Below are 13,683 nucleotides of genomic sequence, written 5' to 3' on the forward strand. Positions count from 1 at the left end.
CCGAACCGGGACGAGGCCGCCAGCGGGTCAGCTGGCTTGCGGAGCCGCCACGTCTTTGCCTTGCCGGGCGCCATGATGCCGGGCACCAGTCAGGTCGGCGTCATCGGCACAGGGCACCACCATCGGGGTCCCGGTGACCGGGTCCGGCACGACCACACAAGCCAACCCGAACACCTCGCGGACCAGTTCCTCGGTGACGACCTCCTCGGGGCCGCCGGTGGACACCACGACGCCGTCCTTCATGGCGATCAGGTGGGTCGCGTAGCGGGCGGCCTGGTTGAGGTCGTGGAGCACCGCGACCACGGTGCGGCCCTGATGATGCAGTTGCCGACACAGGTCCAGCACGCCCACCTGGTGGGCGATGTCGAGGAAGGTGGTCGGCTCGTCCAGCAGCAACAGCGGGGTCTGCTGGGCCAACACCATCGCGATCCAGACCCGCTGCCGCTGGCCGCCGGACAGTTCGGCAACTGGTCGGGCAGACAGGTGGCTGGTCGAGGTCTGCTCCAGCGCTTCGTGGACGGCGCGGCGGTCGTCCGGGGTCCACTGCTGCAGCAACCGCTGGTGCGGGAACCGACCTCGGGCGACCAGATCGATGACGCTGATGCCGTCAGGGGCCAGCGAGCTCTGCGGCAGCAGCCCCAGTTGTTGCGCGACCGTCTTGGGCGGCAGCCGGTGGATGTCCTTGCCGTCCAGTACCACCGACCCGGCAGTGGGACGCAGCAGCCGCGCCAGCGCCCGGAGCAGGGTCGACTTGCCACAGGCGTTGGGGCCGATCACCACCGTGAATGAGTCCTCGGGCACCGCGACGCTCAGGTCCTGACTGACCGGTCGGTCACCGTAGCCAATGCTGATCCGGTCGGCGTGGAGCCGGCTGGTGTGGGAGGTGGGGGTGGTCATCGTTGCCATGCCTTTCGACCTTCACGGATGAGCAGCCAGACCAGATAGCCGCCACCGAGGGACACGGTGACGACGCCGACCGGCAAGGGGGTGTCGGGGTGGATGCGTTGGGCGATCAGATCACTGCCGAGCAGCAGCACCGCGCCGGTGAGGGCGGAGGCGACCAGCGGCACCCCGGTGGCGTTGACCACCCGGCGGGCGATCTGGGGTGCGGCCAGGGCCACGAAAGCGATGGGGCCGGTGGTGGCCGACACCAACGCGACGGCGGTGATGCCCACTCCCATCAGCAGCAGCCGACGGCGCTCCACGCGTACGCCCAGCGCTGCCGCCATGTCATCGCCCATCTCCATCAGTTGCAGCGAACGGGCCAGCAGCGCGGTCGCGACCAGGATCGCGGCAACGATGCCGGCGGCCGGGATCGCCTGCTCCCAGGTGATGCCGTTGAGGGAGCCGGCGCCCCAGATCGCGACCCGCATCGCGTCCTCGAGTTCAGCCTTGAGGATGAGCCAGCTGTTGACCGCCGACAGCATCGCGGCCACGCCGATGCCGGTGATGATGAGCCGGAATCCGTCGCTGGAGTGGCCGGACTGGCCACGTCGCAGGGACAGCGCGTACACCACCACGGCGGTGGCGATGCCGCCGATCAGGGAGCCCCCGGCCACCGCCAGGTAGCCGCCCTGGAAGACCAGCATCACGATCAGGGCACCGGTGTAGGAGCCGGTGCCGAACCCGATGATGTCGGGGCTGCCGAGTGGGTTGCGGGTCAGCGACTGGAAGATCGCGCCGCCGACCCCGAGCCCGGCCCCCAGCAGCAGCGCCGTCAGGGTGCGGGGCAGCCGCCACTCGCGTACCACCAGCACGTCACCCTCGTCACCGAGGCCGACCAGGGCGGCCACCACTCGGTCCGGGGAAATGGGATAGTCGCCGGTGGCGAGCGCCAGCACTGCGACAGCGAAACCGAGAGCAGCGATGATTCCCGCCACCACCAGGCTTCGGACCGGCAGCGCGATCTCGCCGCCGCGCAGCGGGACCCACCACGTACGCCGGCCCAGGTCGGGACGGCCGAGCTCTGCGTCGCCGGTGGGCGACGCAGTGGTCCGGTGCGTTGTCGAGGTGCTCACAGGCCCGACACCCCCCGACGCCGGCTCATGGCGATCAACACCGGCGCGCCGATGAAGGCGGTGACGATGCCGACCGGCATGCCGCCGGTGATGATGACCCGGCCCAGCACGTCGGCCGACAGCAGCAGGGTGGGGCCGGCCAGCAGCGACAGCGCCAGGATCCAGCCCTGGTTGGGTCCGATCAGCCACCGCAGCAGGTGCGGCACCATCAGGCCGATGAAGCCGATCGGTCCGGCGACCGCGGTCGCGGCGCCGCAGGTGAGCGTGACCGCAATCACCGCGATGATGCGGGTGCGTTGCACCCGTGCACCGAGGCTGACCGCCAGGTCATCACCCAGTGCGATCGCGTTGAGGGAACGGCACACCACCAGGGCCAGCAGCAGACCCACCAGGATCAGCGGCATCGCCATCAGGATCGAATCCATCCCGCGGGCCGACAGCGACCCGACCGACCAGTAGCGCAGGGTGTCGAAGGCGTGGGGGTTGAGCAGGGTGACGCCGGTGGTGAGTCCACTCAGCACCGCGGCGAGGGCAACACCGGCCAGGGTGACCCGGCCCGGGTCGAGGGTGCCGCCCGCCATCCCGATGGCGTGCACCGCCACGGTCGCGACCAGTGCGCCGATCAGTGCGGTCCACAGTTGACCCTGCATGCTTGCGATGCCGAGAGTCGCGCCCACGGCCATCGCCAGCGTGCCGCCGGCGTTGACGCCGAGGATGCCCGGGTCGGCCAATGGATTGCGGGTGACGGCCTGGATCAGGGCCCCGGCCACCGCCATCGCCGCTCCGACCAGCAGCCCAGCAAGGGTCCTGGGCAGCCGCCAGTCCCACACGATGTCGTGGGCCAGGTCACCGGGAATCCGGCTGGTCAGCGCCTGCCAGGTGGTGGCCGCGTCAATGGGCCGCTCCCCCACCCCAATGCTGAGCAGACTGGCGGCGACCAGGCCGGCCGTGAGCAGCACCGCCCAGAGGATGCGGCGCCCCCACTGCGCAGTCGGGGACGCCGCCGCCTCGATGTCGGCCGGCGACTGGGCAGCAGTGTCCAGGGTTGGGGCGAGCGTCACGAGACGATGTCGTCGGCGGACTCGAGCAGATCGGCCAGTTCGGTGAGCCAAGCGGCGTACAGCTTGGAGGTGTAGGCGCGCTTGTCGTCCCAGTCACCGACCTGGCCGGCCGCCACGGCGGGCAACCGCTGATAGAGCGGGACCTCCTTGACGGCATCGGGCGAGGTGGCGGCGAGCAGCACCACGTCGGAGGGGTAGTCGCCAATCACTTCCCAGCTGTTGGTGGCCCAGGCCGATTCGGCCGGCGTGGGCGGGGCGACCAGGTTGAGGCCGGCGGCGTCGAGCATGCGGATCACGCCGAGCTTGTCGCTGGTGTAGACCTCGTCGGCGGTGGCGTTGATGGCCAGCACGCTGATGTCGGGGCGGGCGGCAGCGACCTCGGTGAGGCGCTGCAGGGCGGCGTCGTAGTCGGACTGTTCCTGGCTGGCCGGGGAGTTGGCCACGTCCACGCCGAGCGCTTCGGCGATCGCGGCGTACTCGGCGATCATCTGGTCGGGAGTGTTGCCGCTCATCTTGACCGGCAGGAAGGGCGCCACCTTGCTGGCTTCGGTGGTGACCTTCTCGTCCCACCAGGTCCAGCCGCTGCCGTCGGTGTTGCCGACGCCGATGACGAGGTCAGGGCGGGCCGCCTGCAGCTTCTCGAGACTGAACTCGCCGTCCAGGCCGAGCACGTTCTGGGCGTCCATGTCGAGGTCGCCCTTGCCGGCCCCATCGTGGCCGTAGCCCCAGACGCCGACCGGCTGGATGCCGTAGGGCAGCAGCGCAGCGGCCGAGTAGATGTCGCAGACGACGCGCAGCGCCGGGCCGTCGAGACTGATCTCGAGGCCCTCGTAGCCGGTGGGGCGATAGCTGAAGGGTTCGGTGGGTTGCGGTCCGCCCGCCGGCCCGGTGGCCGGTTCGGTGGTCTGGCTGGTGCAGGCGGCGACCAGAGGCAGCGCGGCCAGGGCAGCAAGCAGGTGACGGCGGTTCACGATGGTCCCTTCGGCGTGATCAATAAGCAAGAGCGAATTTACGGAAACTTAGGTTTGCCTAAATCCACGAGAACAGTAGAGACTCAGAGGGCACCAGCACAACCCATCCCACGGACGGAAACATGACCAGCCTGAGCGAGACCAGCACTGACAACCGCACGCTGTGGCAGGGCCGCACCGAAGCAAGCCCGTGGCTCGCCACGGTCTCGGCGGTGATCGATCCGGCGCCGCGAGTGAGACGGCTCACCCTGCAGGCACCCGAATTTGCCAACTGGTCGGTGGTCGGCGCGGATGAGTACTTCGGGTTGCTGATGGCCCATCCGGAGCGGGGACTCACCATGCCCGAATGCGCCGGGGTGGCCGACCTGCGCAAGGCAGTCGCCGAAGTGCCGGAGGATCACCGCCCCGGGCTGCGGTGGTACACAGTGCGGGCACACCGGCCCGAATCGGCCGAGGTCGACGTCGACATCGTGATCCACACCGACGGCCCGGGTGGCGCGTTCCTGGCCCGCGTGGCGGTCGGCGAGGTGGTCGGATTTGCGCCCGGCAACGGCCACTATCTGGCCAAGGACCCCAGCTGGGAGCAGTTGCTGGTCGCCGACGAGACGGCCTATCCGGCGCTGTCAGCGATCGGCGAACTTGTCGCCCGCGAGGGTGGCGCAGACCGGATCCGGGCCATCGTGGAGGCCCCGAACCCGACCTTCCTCGCGACCGTCGAGCTGCCCTTCGAGACCACCGTCATCGAGCGCCGCGACGAGATCCCGGGCACCGCCGCCCTGGCCCACCTGCGCCACTTCGAGCTGCCCTCATTGGACTACGCGTGGGTGTGTGGCGAGGGCGGCATGGCGACCGCGATCCGCAAGCACCTCACCGAGGACCGCGGCACCCCGAAGGACTGGGTCCTCTATTCGGGCTACTGGCGGCTCGGCAAGGCGCGGCCCTGAGGCCCGGGATCAGTGCAGCTTCGTCTCCGCGTGGTCGCGCAGCAACCGGGCGGCTTCTGCCAGCGAACCCGACAGCGACGGATAGACCGTGAAGTCCTTCGCGAAGCTCTCCACCGTGATCCGTTCGGCGACCGCCAGTGACAGCGGGTGGATGAGCTCGCTCGCGTGCGGGGCGACGACCACGCCACCGACGATGATGCCGGTCGTGGGCAGGCAGAAGACCTTCACGAAGCCCGCCGTGATGGACTGCATCTTGGCGCGGGCATTGGAGCGCAGCGGCAACTTCACCCCGATGGCGCGGGTGCGCCCGTTGTCCACGTCATCCTGGGTGACGCCCACGGTGGCAATCTCCGGCGCGGTGAAGACGTTCGAGGCGACCTTCGTGAGGTCCAGTGGCTCGACCGCGTCACCGAGAGCGTGGAACATCGCGATCCGACCCTGCATCGCCGCCACCGAGGCCAACGCGTGTACGCCGGTGCAGTCGCCGGCGGCGTACACGCCGCGCAGCGAAGTGCGCGAGACCCGGTCCACGGTGATGAACCCGCGCTCGTCCAGCGCGATGCCGGAGTCCTGCAGCCCAACTCCTTCGGTGTTGGGGATCGAGCCGACCGCCAGCAGCAGGTGGGATCCGCTCACCTCGCGGCCATCGGTCAGGGTCAGCGTCACGCCGTCCTCGGTCCGCCTGGCTGACTGCGCCCGGGAACGGGACATGACGGTCATGCCGCCACGCTCGAAAACGTCCTGCAGCACCTGGCCGGCATCGTGGTCCTCCCCCGGCAACACCAGATCCCGCGACGACACCAGCACCACGTCGCTGCCGAGCGCGTCGTAGGCGCCGGCGAACTCCACCCCGGTCACACCCGACCCGACCACGATCAATCGTTCCGGCAGCTTGTCGAGGTCATAGAGCTGCTTCCAGTTGAGGATCCGCTCGCCATCCGGCATCGCCTCGGGCAGCTCGCGCGGGTGGGTGCCCACAGCCAGCAGCACCACGTCGGCCTCAAGGGTCTGCTCCTGGCCGTCGCCCTGCTGCACCAGCACCTGCCCCGCCCCGGCCAACCGCCCGGTGCCCTGCACCAGATGCACGCCGGCGCTGCGCAGCGTACGAGTGATGTCTTCCGATTGCTGTTGCGCCAGGTGCTTGACGCGCCGGTTGACCGCAGCCAGGTCGACGCGCACCGACGACATCACCGTGTTGTCGTCTCCGGTCTCGGCCACCGACAGGCCCAGCTCCAGCGAGTTCGCCATCGTGTTGAGGACCTCGGCGGTCGCGATGAGGGTCTTGGAGGGTACGCAGTCGGTCAGCACCGCCGCACCGCCCAACGCGTCCGCCTCGACGAGGGTCACCTCCGCCCCCAACTGTGCGGCGGTCAATGCCGCCTCATAGCCACCGGGTCCACCGCCAACAATCACCACTGAAGTCACCCCGGCAGTCTTCCATGTCCCACTATCCTGAGCCCCATGGCCTCCGCCCCCGACCGTCCGCCGCTGCGCCGCAGCGCCATCCTCGCCTCGGTCGCCGCGGTCGTGTTGGCCGTGGTGGGCATCGCACTGGTGATCTGGGGGTGGCCGATGACCTCCCCCACCCAGGCGGCGGCCGTGCGCTGGGCGATGGTGCCGATCACCTTGTCGGTGCTGGCCCCGGTCACCCAGATGGCTGCGGTTCGACAGGTCTGGCGACGTGGCGTCGCCTGGCTGTACGCCACCCTGGCCGTCGCCTTCTTGGCCGGCTTCGTCTGGATGGTCGTCTCGATCGCTTCCGGCGGCGACTCCCTGTTGCCGGCCGCGCTGGCCTGGACCGGCCTCGGAATCGCGTTCGTGCACCTGGCTGGCATCGCGGTCGCCCAGGAAGTCCGCACGGTGCGCTGGGAACAGGAACAACTCGACACCGACGACGGCCTCAGCGACGAACCGGCGGTGCCCGTGGAGGTCCTGCGCGGTGAGGATGCGCCAGACGATCACCGCACCGAAACTGATCAGGAGCGCCCATGACCCTCATCACCGACGCTGCCGACCAGCTCCGCGAGGCCGCCGGCGGGCCGCTGCGCGCCGGGGTGGTGCTGGGGTCGGGTTGGGCCGCAGCCGCCGACGCGCTGGGCACCGAGATCGCCCGGTTTCCGTTGTCGGGGCTGCCCGGATTTCGCGCTCCCACGGTTGCCGGCCACGGCGGCGAAGCGATCATCGTCCGGGTCGCTGGCCAGCCGGTCGTGGTGTTCACCGGGCGCACCCACCTCTACGAGGGCCATGGCACGGATGCCGTGGTGCACGGCGTACGAGTGCTGGCCGCTGCCGGCGCCGACCGGATCATCCTCACCAACGGCTGCGGAGGCCTCAACCCGGACTGGCCGGCCGGCACCGTGGTGGCGCTGCGCGACCACATCAACCTGACCGGCGCCAGCCCGCTCAGTGGCCCGACCTTCGTTGACCTCACCGAGGCGTACAGCCCCGAGCTGCGCGCTCGCGCCCAGCAGGTGGATCCGTTGCCCGAGGGGGTGTACGCCCAGTTCCGCGGCCCGCAGTACGAGACTCCTGCCGAGGTGCGGATGGCCGGCATCCTGGGGGCCGATCTGGTCGGCATGTCCACCGTCGTCGAGACCATCGCCGCCCGCGCCGCAGGTCTGCAGGTGTTGGCACTGTCGCTGGTGACCAATCCCGCCGCGGGCACGGTCGCCGGCGCCGCCCTGGACCATGCCGACGTGGTCGCAGCCGGGCGAGCCGCCGGGGATCGGCTGGCCGCGCTGATGGCCGGCATCGTGAGCAAGGTCGTGCAGTGAACGCCAGCCCCGCCCCGCTGGCCGACCCTGCGCTGCAGGCCCGCGTCGATGCCTGGCTGGCCGCCGAGACGGACGAGGGTGACGCCGGCCGGCTCCGTAGTCTGGTGCGGGCTGCTTCCGCTCACGATCCCGAGGCGCAACGCGAACTCGTCGATGCCTTCGCCGGCGACCTGACCTTCGGCACCGCAGGCCTGCGAGGACCGCTGGGCCCGGGGCCGAATCGGATGAACAGCCAGGTGGTGACCCGGGCGGCGGCCGGCCTGGCGGTCTGGCTCACCGAACAGCACCCAGACGACCACGGTCAGCTCCGGGTGGTGATCGGTCATGACCATCGGCACCGCTCCGCCGACTTTGCGGCCGTCTCCGCCGAAGTCCTTGCCGGCGCTGGGTTCGAGGTGATCCGCTGGGACCGAGCCGTGCCCACTCCCCTGCTCGCCTCGGCGATCCGACGTTTGGGAGCGGCGGCGGGGATCATGGTGACGGCCTCCCACAACCCTGCCCCCGACAACGGTTACAAGGTCTACCTGGCCGACGGCCGACAACTCGTTGCCCCGAGGGATGAGCAGATCGCCGACCGGATCCGGGCGGTCGGGCCGGTCACCGACCTGCCCCGTACGCCGGTCGCTGCCACCCCACCGACGGAGCTGGCCGAGGCCTACCTGACCCGGGCGATCTCCCAGCTGGCCGTCACCGAGACCGCGGTGCGCTGGGCGTACACCCCGGTCCACGGCGTCGGCGCACCGTTGTTGACGACGCTGGCGCACCGCTGTGACTTCCCGGCGCCGTCGCTGGTCGCCAGCCAACTCAACCCCGACCCCGACTTCGGCAACCTGCCCTTCCCCAACCCCGAAGAGCCCGGCGTCATGGACGCCGTCATCGCTCAGGCGCTCCAGGTCGACGCCGACATCGCGCTGGCGAACGATCCCGACGCAGACCGGCTCGGGGCAGCGATCCCCGACGCCGGTGGATGGCGCCGCCTCACCGGCGACGAGATCGGTCTGCTGCTGGCAGCCGACGCGCTGGAACGCGGCGTCCACGGCACGTACGCCGCCTCGCTGGTGTCCGGCACGGTCGTTGGTGACCTGGCCCGCAGCCATGGCCAGCCGTACGCCACGACGCTGACCGGTTTCAAGTGGATCGCTCGGGTGCCCGGGCTGGTGTTCGGCTACGAGGAGGCGCTGGGGTTCTGCTGCGATCCCGGCGGTGTCGCCGACAAGGACGGCATCACCGCCGCGGTCGCGCTGCTGGCACTGACGGCGCGTACGCTCGCCGCCGGCGCCACGGTCGCAGAGCGACTGGCAGCCCTCGAAGCCCAGTACGGACCGCAACGCACCAGCCAGATCGCGCTGCGGGTCACGGACCTCGCCACCATCACCACACTGATGCGGCGACTCCGGGGGCAGCCCCCCGGCCAGGTCGCCGAAACTCCGCTGGCCTGCACCGACCACAGCACCGGCACGGCTGAGTTGCCACCGACCGATGCACTGGAATTCACCGGCGGCCCGTTCCGGGTCATCGTGCGGCCCTCGGGAACTGAGGCGAAGCTGAAGTGCTACCTGCAGGTACGCCACCCGGCCGGAACGCCCGGCGCCGTAGCGGATGAGGACCTGAGGCGGTTGACCGCTGCGGTGCACTCCTGGTTGGCCGATGACTGAGACCCGCCCGCCGGCCATCCGGTGGTGGGCGTGGTGGCCGGTGCTGCTGCTGATGGTTGCCGGGGTGGCACTCACCTTTCAACTGTTCGTGATGACCAGCCGCGGCCAGTTGCTGGACCAGTGGGCGATGGACGGCGCCGTCACCCAGTTCGTGGACTCCGGCGCCTGGAGCAAGCGGGTCCTCACCCTGATGCCGGAGATCGTCGGCGTCACCGGGGCCGTGATGTTCGTGTTGCTGACGGTGATCCGGCGCCGGTGGGGCGCCTCGGCGATCGCACTGGCCGGACTGGCCGCCGCCAACCTCAGCACCCAGATCCTCAAGCGGGGCATCCTGATCCGCCCCGAACTCGCCAACGGCGTCCCCTACTACACGGGCAATTCGTTGCCGTCCGGTCACACCACCTTCGCCGCGTCGGCGATGCTGGCGGTGCTGATCATCACCGGCAGCAGGCTGCGTCCGGCGATGGCGCTGGTGGGGCTGCTCTTCGCGGGCGCGGTTGGACTGGCGACTCTGGTCGAAGGCTGGCACCGACCTTCCGACATGGTCGCGGCCTATCTGGTGTCGGGTTTCTGGGCGGTGCTGACCGGTTGGATCGCGATGCGCATCGGGCCACGCTGGAACAGTCGCCGTCCCGACCGGGGCAGCCTCGCCTGGGCCGGGGTGGCGCTGGCGGTGCTGGGCGGCTTGGCGATCCTCTCGGCGTACCTGTGTTTCCTGGCCGGTGGTGGTTGGGCTGCGGTGGACGATCCGGCGCTACGCGAATCGGTCTGGCATGCCAGCTTCGGTCTGTTGTTGTCGGGCGGTTCGGCGACGCTGGTGTTCGGATTCGTGACGGCCCTGATGGCGTGGGAGGAAGGCGTACGCCCGCGGGGCTGAGCCTCACTCCGGGTCGGGCTCGAAGATCTCCTCGATTGGCCGTCCGAAGACCGCCGACATTCGGAACGCCAACGGCAGGCTCGGATCGTAGCGCCCCCGTTCGATCGAGATGACGGTCTGGCGGCTGACATCCAGTGCTTGGGCGAGTTGCGCCTGGGTGAGACCGGCCTCGGCGCGCAGCGCGGCCAGATGGTTGCGCATCAGTACCTCCGCGCCACGACCAGTGAGGCGATCAGCCAACAGGCCATGTAGACCGGCATCGCCCAGATGATCGACAGCTGCGGCAGTCCGGCCTGGCTGAACAGGCCCCAACTGAAGGTCAGCATCGAGCCACCCGCGAAACCGATCGCCAGCGATTCCACCACCTGTCGGGACTCCCGTTCGTCGGCCTCCCGGACATAGCTCCAGACCGCTCGGACGATCAGCACCAGCGAGGGCAGCACCAGCAGCATCGCGGCCGGCCGCCACGGGCTGTCGCCGAGCACCGACAGCAGCCACATCGCCAACGGGAGGGTGATGGCGTACGCCGCCATCCCGATCGCGAACCGGATCAGGTAGCGCCGGTTGGTTGCGGTCATGGAGCCTCCTTGCTCAGGCCGTCACCGTCACGACAGGGCGATCAGCAGGGTCGGCAGCCCGAGCCCGACAATGTCGACGAGGGCGTGCGCAATGATGAGCGGCATCAGCCGCTTGCGCCACCAGTAGAGCAGGCCGAAGACGATGCCGACCAGCAGGGTCGAAACGACCTTGGAGACCAGCGCCTGCGGGGAGGTGAGCGCGAAACCGATGTGCTGCAGGCCGAAGACGAGCGCCACCAGCAGCATCCCGGGCCAGCGGCCCAGCTTGGCCTCGAAACGGGGCTGCAGATAGCCGCGATAGAGCAGTTCCTCGGCGATGGCGATCGTGACTGCGGCGACGATGGCCAGGATGCCCACGGCCAGTGGCAGCCGGAGCTGCTCCTGCGAGACCGGCGGCGCGCCCTGGTAGGCAACCAGGTTGCCGATGATGGTGGCCACGAGGAAGACGACATAGAGGATGACGGCGAGCAGCAACCCCCAGCCGAGGTCGGCGAGCTTGAAGTGGAGCAGTTCACCGATCCGCTTGCCTTCCCGGGCCAGCAGCCAGCCGACGAGCGCGATGGTGAGCAGGTCGACGACAATCACGGTCGCATTGGTCCAGAAGGCGCCCTCGAGTGCGGTGGTGTCCGGCACGGCCAGCCGCACCAGGACTGGGGTGAGCAGCCCCAACGCCAGAATCATCAGGAGCCGGGATACCAGCGCTCCGACCAAGATCGGTGTGGACGGAGGGGTCTGGCTCGTCGAATCAGCAGCCTGTGCCGTAGCGTTCATGATTGAAGTAAAGCTCCCTTGACACTCGGATGTCAAGCTCACTTGACATGGCCTTGCTGAGTCTGAGGGGTCTGGGCCGGGGAGGATCGCCAGCGGCGGGAGGATCCAGGGTTGGGTGTGGTCGATGTCGAGGTGGCCGTCCGGCCCGTGTTGGCACCGACCCGATCCGACCCGCATTGATGCGGAACCCTCCTCGGCCCGCATCCGCCCCACGGGCGGTACAGCTAGGGTGACCCCATCGGTGCCGTGCATCCCGACTCGAGGAGATCCCGTGACAGGCCTGACCGCGTACGTCCTCTACCCCGAAGCGCCCGCTGATCTCGCGCAGGCGTTCGCAGGCTCCGACGGCATCAAGCCGTCCCCCACCGGTCAGCAGGCCACCGTCTCCACCCCCTCCGACTTTCGCGTCGAGCTGACCCTGGGCGAGCGGATCTCCAACCCCGACCTGGCCGCCGACGGGTCGCTCAGCCTGATGCACCAGCGGGTGATGCCGGTGGTCGCCGGCCACCAGGCGACGCTGAAACTGACGGCCGATCCGGAGTTGCCGCCCGCCAGCCAGATCCGGGCGCTGTGCGAGACGATCGCGATGTCCAACCCGCTCACCGACGCGGTGGTGTGGCTGCCGCAGCGACATCAGGCCACCACGCTGGTGCTGTTCGTCGGCGAGCTGTCCGAGGACCCCGCGCGGATGTACTTCTGGGTGCACGCGAGCGGCACCGCCGACGGTGGGTCGGTCGGCACCGTACGCGGCCTGGACGCGCTGGGCGCCACCAACATCCAGATCCGCCACCCCAAGGCGACCGCCCAGGCGCTGTTCAACGCGCTCCGGGAGTACGCCAGCGGCCTGCTCCGCAAGGGCGGCCTGCCCACCGAAGGAGCCGAGGTCAGCTTCGCCGGACAATCCTGGCTGGCGAAGGCTGATGTCGATGTCTTCACCGGTACGCCGCTGCTCGGCCTGGTCAGCCCGGACGCCGCCGAGGAGCCGGCGACTCAGGCCCCTGCGGCCGATGCTGCTGCCACCGACGCTCCTGCCGCTGACGCCCCGACCCAAGCCCCTGCCGCCGAGGTGGCGCCGGCCCCCGCAGCCGCTCCCAGCAACGCTCCGGTGGCCGAGCCTGCGCCAACGCCCGAACCCGCCACCGAACCCGCCCCCGTCGAAGCTCCTCCCGCCGAAGCTGCGCCGGCCCCCGAGCCGGACCTCGACCCGACCGCGGCGCCCGCGCCCGATCCCACGCCGGAGCCGGTCAGCGAGCCGGAGCCTGCCGTTGCGGCGGCGCCCGGTGCTCCCGCTCTCGCTGCTCACGATCCGGCCGCGGACGGCGTCGCCTGGTATGTGCTGCTCGCCGACGTGCCGCCGACGCTGGGGCACGTCATGAACGACCTGATGCCCAACTACGCCCAGCATCTGATCGAGGAGCAGGCGACGACGGGCGAGGTGCCCTACGAGGACCAGCAAGCGGCGCTCCACCTGACGCTGCAGGGCCCGGTCCCCGAGCTGCCCGAGCATGCCGCAGCCGTACGCCTGGTGGCCCGGCCGCTCGACGGCGGCTCGCCGTCGGTGGCCAATCAGGTGCTCCTCCAGGGCGCGATCTCCTCCGAGCTCGCCAAGATCCCCGCCGCCCGCGGGATCTGGATCCCCGACCAGGAACGGTTGCTGACCGACCCGAGCGCCTTCGGCAACGGCGCCCCGATCGAATTCGCCGTGCACCAGAGCACCGGCCCCGACGGCGCCACGGTCCACTACACCCGGGGCCTGCGCCGCTTCGGCGGCAAGGACGTCTCGATCGCCGCCGCCCCCGGTGTCACTCCGCCCCAGGAGCAGCTGCTGAGCCATGCGGTCGCCACCCGCCTCGCTGCGGGTCGGGTGCCGCAGGCCGGCGAGACCGGTGAGGTCGCCACCCGGGACCTGACCGCGACCTTCCGGGACGCCCCGGACCCGCGTACCGGCGAACCTGCCCTCGCCATCGAGCTCGGCAAGCGCAAGAAGTTCCTGGGTCTGTTCTGAGGTGCGCCTGTTCTGAGGTACGCCGGTCC

The 13,683-nt window shown here is 70.1% G+C and carries 14 protein-coding genes; 6 read left to right on the forward strand and 8 right to left on the reverse strand.

Annotation, left to right across the window (positions count from 1 at the left end):
- Positions 1 to 27: 27 nt before the first annotated feature.
- Genes CGZ91_RS01425 through CGZ91_RS01440 form a run of 4 tightly spaced genes read right to left on the reverse strand, consistent with a single transcriptional unit; the run spans position 28 to position 4,050 of the window.
- The gene (locus CGZ91_RS01425; protein WP_229116351.1) at positions 28 to 906 is read right to left on the reverse strand and encodes an ABC transporter ATP-binding protein; all 879 of its coding nucleotides are present in this window, start codon (positions 904 to 906) and stop codon (positions 28 to 30) included.
- Entirely contained in the window at positions 894 to 2,018 is a 1,125-nt protein-coding gene (locus CGZ91_RS01430) for a FecCD family ABC transporter permease (RefSeq protein WP_229116352.1), read from the reverse strand. Before CGZ91_RS01430 ends, CGZ91_RS01425 begins: the two co-directional genes overlap by 13 nt.
- Positions 2,015 to 3,079, reverse strand: a complete 1,065-nt coding sequence (locus CGZ91_RS01435; RefSeq protein ID WP_229116353.1) for an iron chelate uptake ABC transporter family permease subunit — start codon at positions 3,077 to 3,079, stop codon at positions 2,015 to 2,017. Before CGZ91_RS01435 ends, CGZ91_RS01430 begins: the two co-directional genes overlap by 4 nt.
- On the reverse strand, positions 3,076 to 4,050 hold the full coding sequence (locus CGZ91_RS01440) for an ABC transporter substrate-binding protein (protein WP_094452191.1): 975 nt from the start codon (positions 4,048 to 4,050) through the stop codon (positions 3,076 to 3,078). Before CGZ91_RS01440 ends, CGZ91_RS01435 begins: the two co-directional genes overlap by 4 nt.
- A gap of 122 nt (positions 4,051 to 4,172) precedes the next feature.
- Here CGZ91_RS01440 and CGZ91_RS01445 point away from each other — a divergent pair, with 122 nt between their 5' ends.
- Positions 4,173 to 4,994 (forward strand): siderophore-interacting protein, encoded by an 822-nt coding sequence (locus CGZ91_RS01445; RefSeq protein WP_094452192.1) that lies wholly within the window; start codon positions 4,173 to 4,175, stop codon positions 4,992 to 4,994.
- A 9-nt stretch (positions 4,995 to 5,003) separates the two neighbouring features.
- Here CGZ91_RS01445 and CGZ91_RS01450 read toward each other — a convergent pair whose 3' ends face one another.
- On the reverse strand, positions 5,004 to 6,419 hold the full coding sequence (locus CGZ91_RS01450; RefSeq protein ID WP_094452193.1) for an NAD(P)H-quinone dehydrogenase: 1,416 nt from the start codon (positions 6,417 to 6,419) through the stop codon (positions 5,004 to 5,006).
- Between the two features lie 36 nt (positions 6,420 to 6,455).
- Here CGZ91_RS01450 and CGZ91_RS01455 point away from each other — a divergent pair, with 36 nt between their 5' ends.
- From CGZ91_RS01455 to CGZ91_RS01470, 4 genes are read left to right on the forward strand one after another with little or no spacing between them, the layout of a single operon-like run.
- Complete coding sequence (locus tag CGZ91_RS01455) at positions 6,456 to 6,986, forward strand: hypothetical protein (protein ID WP_094452194.1); 531 nt, start codon at positions 6,456 to 6,458, stop codon at positions 6,984 to 6,986.
- Positions 6,983 to 7,768: a purine-nucleoside phosphorylase gene (locus CGZ91_RS01460; protein ID WP_094452195.1), complete on the forward strand. Its 786-nt coding sequence runs from the start codon at positions 6,983 to 6,985 to the stop codon at positions 7,766 to 7,768. Before CGZ91_RS01455 ends, CGZ91_RS01460 begins: the two co-directional genes overlap by 4 nt.
- A complete protein-coding gene (locus tag CGZ91_RS01465) occupies positions 7,765 to 9,423 on the forward strand; it encodes a phospho-sugar mutase (RefSeq protein ID WP_094452196.1) in 1,659 nt (552 codons plus the stop codon). Before CGZ91_RS01460 ends, CGZ91_RS01465 begins: the two co-directional genes overlap by 4 nt.
- Positions 9,416 to 10,300: a phosphatase PAP2 family protein gene (locus CGZ91_RS01470; RefSeq protein ID WP_094452197.1), complete on the forward strand. Its 885-nt coding sequence runs from the start codon at positions 9,416 to 9,418 to the stop codon at positions 10,298 to 10,300. Before CGZ91_RS01465 ends, CGZ91_RS01470 begins: the two co-directional genes overlap by 8 nt.
- 3 nt (positions 10,301 to 10,303) lie before the next feature.
- Here the strand turns inward: CGZ91_RS01470 and CGZ91_RS01475 are convergent, their stop codons facing one another.
- Genes CGZ91_RS01475 through CGZ91_RS01485 form a run of 3 tightly spaced genes read right to left on the reverse strand, consistent with a single transcriptional unit; the run spans position 10,304 to position 11,649 of the window.
- Positions 10,304 to 10,501, reverse strand: a complete 198-nt coding sequence (locus tag CGZ91_RS01475; RefSeq protein WP_094452198.1) for a helix-turn-helix transcriptional regulator — start codon at positions 10,499 to 10,501, stop codon at positions 10,304 to 10,306.
- Positions 10,501 to 10,878: a hypothetical protein gene (locus tag CGZ91_RS01480; protein WP_094452199.1), complete on the reverse strand. Its 378-nt coding sequence runs from the start codon at positions 10,876 to 10,878 to the stop codon at positions 10,501 to 10,503. Before CGZ91_RS01480 ends, CGZ91_RS01475 begins: the two co-directional genes overlap by 1 nt.
- A gap of 27 nt (positions 10,879 to 10,905) precedes the next feature.
- The gene (locus CGZ91_RS01485) at positions 10,906 to 11,649 is read right to left on the reverse strand and encodes a CPBP family intramembrane glutamic endopeptidase (protein ID WP_179229166.1); all 744 of its coding nucleotides are present in this window, start codon (positions 11,647 to 11,649) and stop codon (positions 10,906 to 10,908) included.
- 271 nt (positions 11,650 to 11,920) lie between these two features.
- Between CGZ91_RS01485 and CGZ91_RS01490 the strand changes: the two genes are divergently transcribed.
- Entirely contained in the window at positions 11,921 to 13,654 is a 1,734-nt protein-coding gene (locus CGZ91_RS01490; RefSeq protein WP_094452201.1) for a hypothetical protein, read from the forward strand.
- Positions 13,655 to 13,683: the final 29 nt, after the last annotated feature.

Source organism: Parenemella sanctibonifatiensis (genome assembly GCF_002250565.1).
GTDB lineage: Bacteria > Actinomycetota > Actinomycetes > Propionibacteriales > Propionibacteriaceae > Parenemella > Parenemella sanctibonifatiensis.

Bases quoted from the DNA above. Each gene is read 5' to 3' on its own strand.
- CGZ91_RS01425 (WP_229116351.1), bottom strand. From the start codon at position 906: ATGGCAACGATGACCACCCCCACCTCCCACACCAGCCGGCTCCACGCC.
- CGZ91_RS01445 (WP_094452192.1), top strand. From the start codon at position 4,173: ATGACCAGCCTGAGCGAGACCAGCACTGACAACCGCACGCTGTGGCAG.
- CGZ91_RS01455 (WP_094452194.1), top strand. From the start codon at position 6,456: ATGGCCTCCGCCCCCGACCGTCCGCCGCTGCGCCGCAGCGCCATCCTC.
- CGZ91_RS01460 (WP_094452195.1), top strand. From the start codon at position 6,983: ATGACCCTCATCACCGACGCTGCCGACCAGCTCCGCGAGGCCGCCGGC.
- CGZ91_RS01470 (WP_094452197.1), top strand. From the start codon at position 9,416: ATGACTGAGACCCGCCCGCCGGCCATCCGGTGGTGGGCGTGGTGGCCG.
- CGZ91_RS01475 (WP_094452198.1), bottom strand. From the start codon at position 10,501: ATGCGCAACCATCTGGCCGCGCTGCGCGCCGAGGCCGGTCTCACCCAG.
- CGZ91_RS01480 (WP_094452199.1), bottom strand. From the start codon at position 10,878: ATGACCGCAACCAACCGGCGCTACCTGATCCGGTTCGCGATCGGGATG.
- CGZ91_RS01485 (WP_179229166.1), bottom strand. From the start codon at position 11,649: ATGAACGCTACGGCACAGGCTGCTGATTCGACGAGCCAGACCCCTCCG.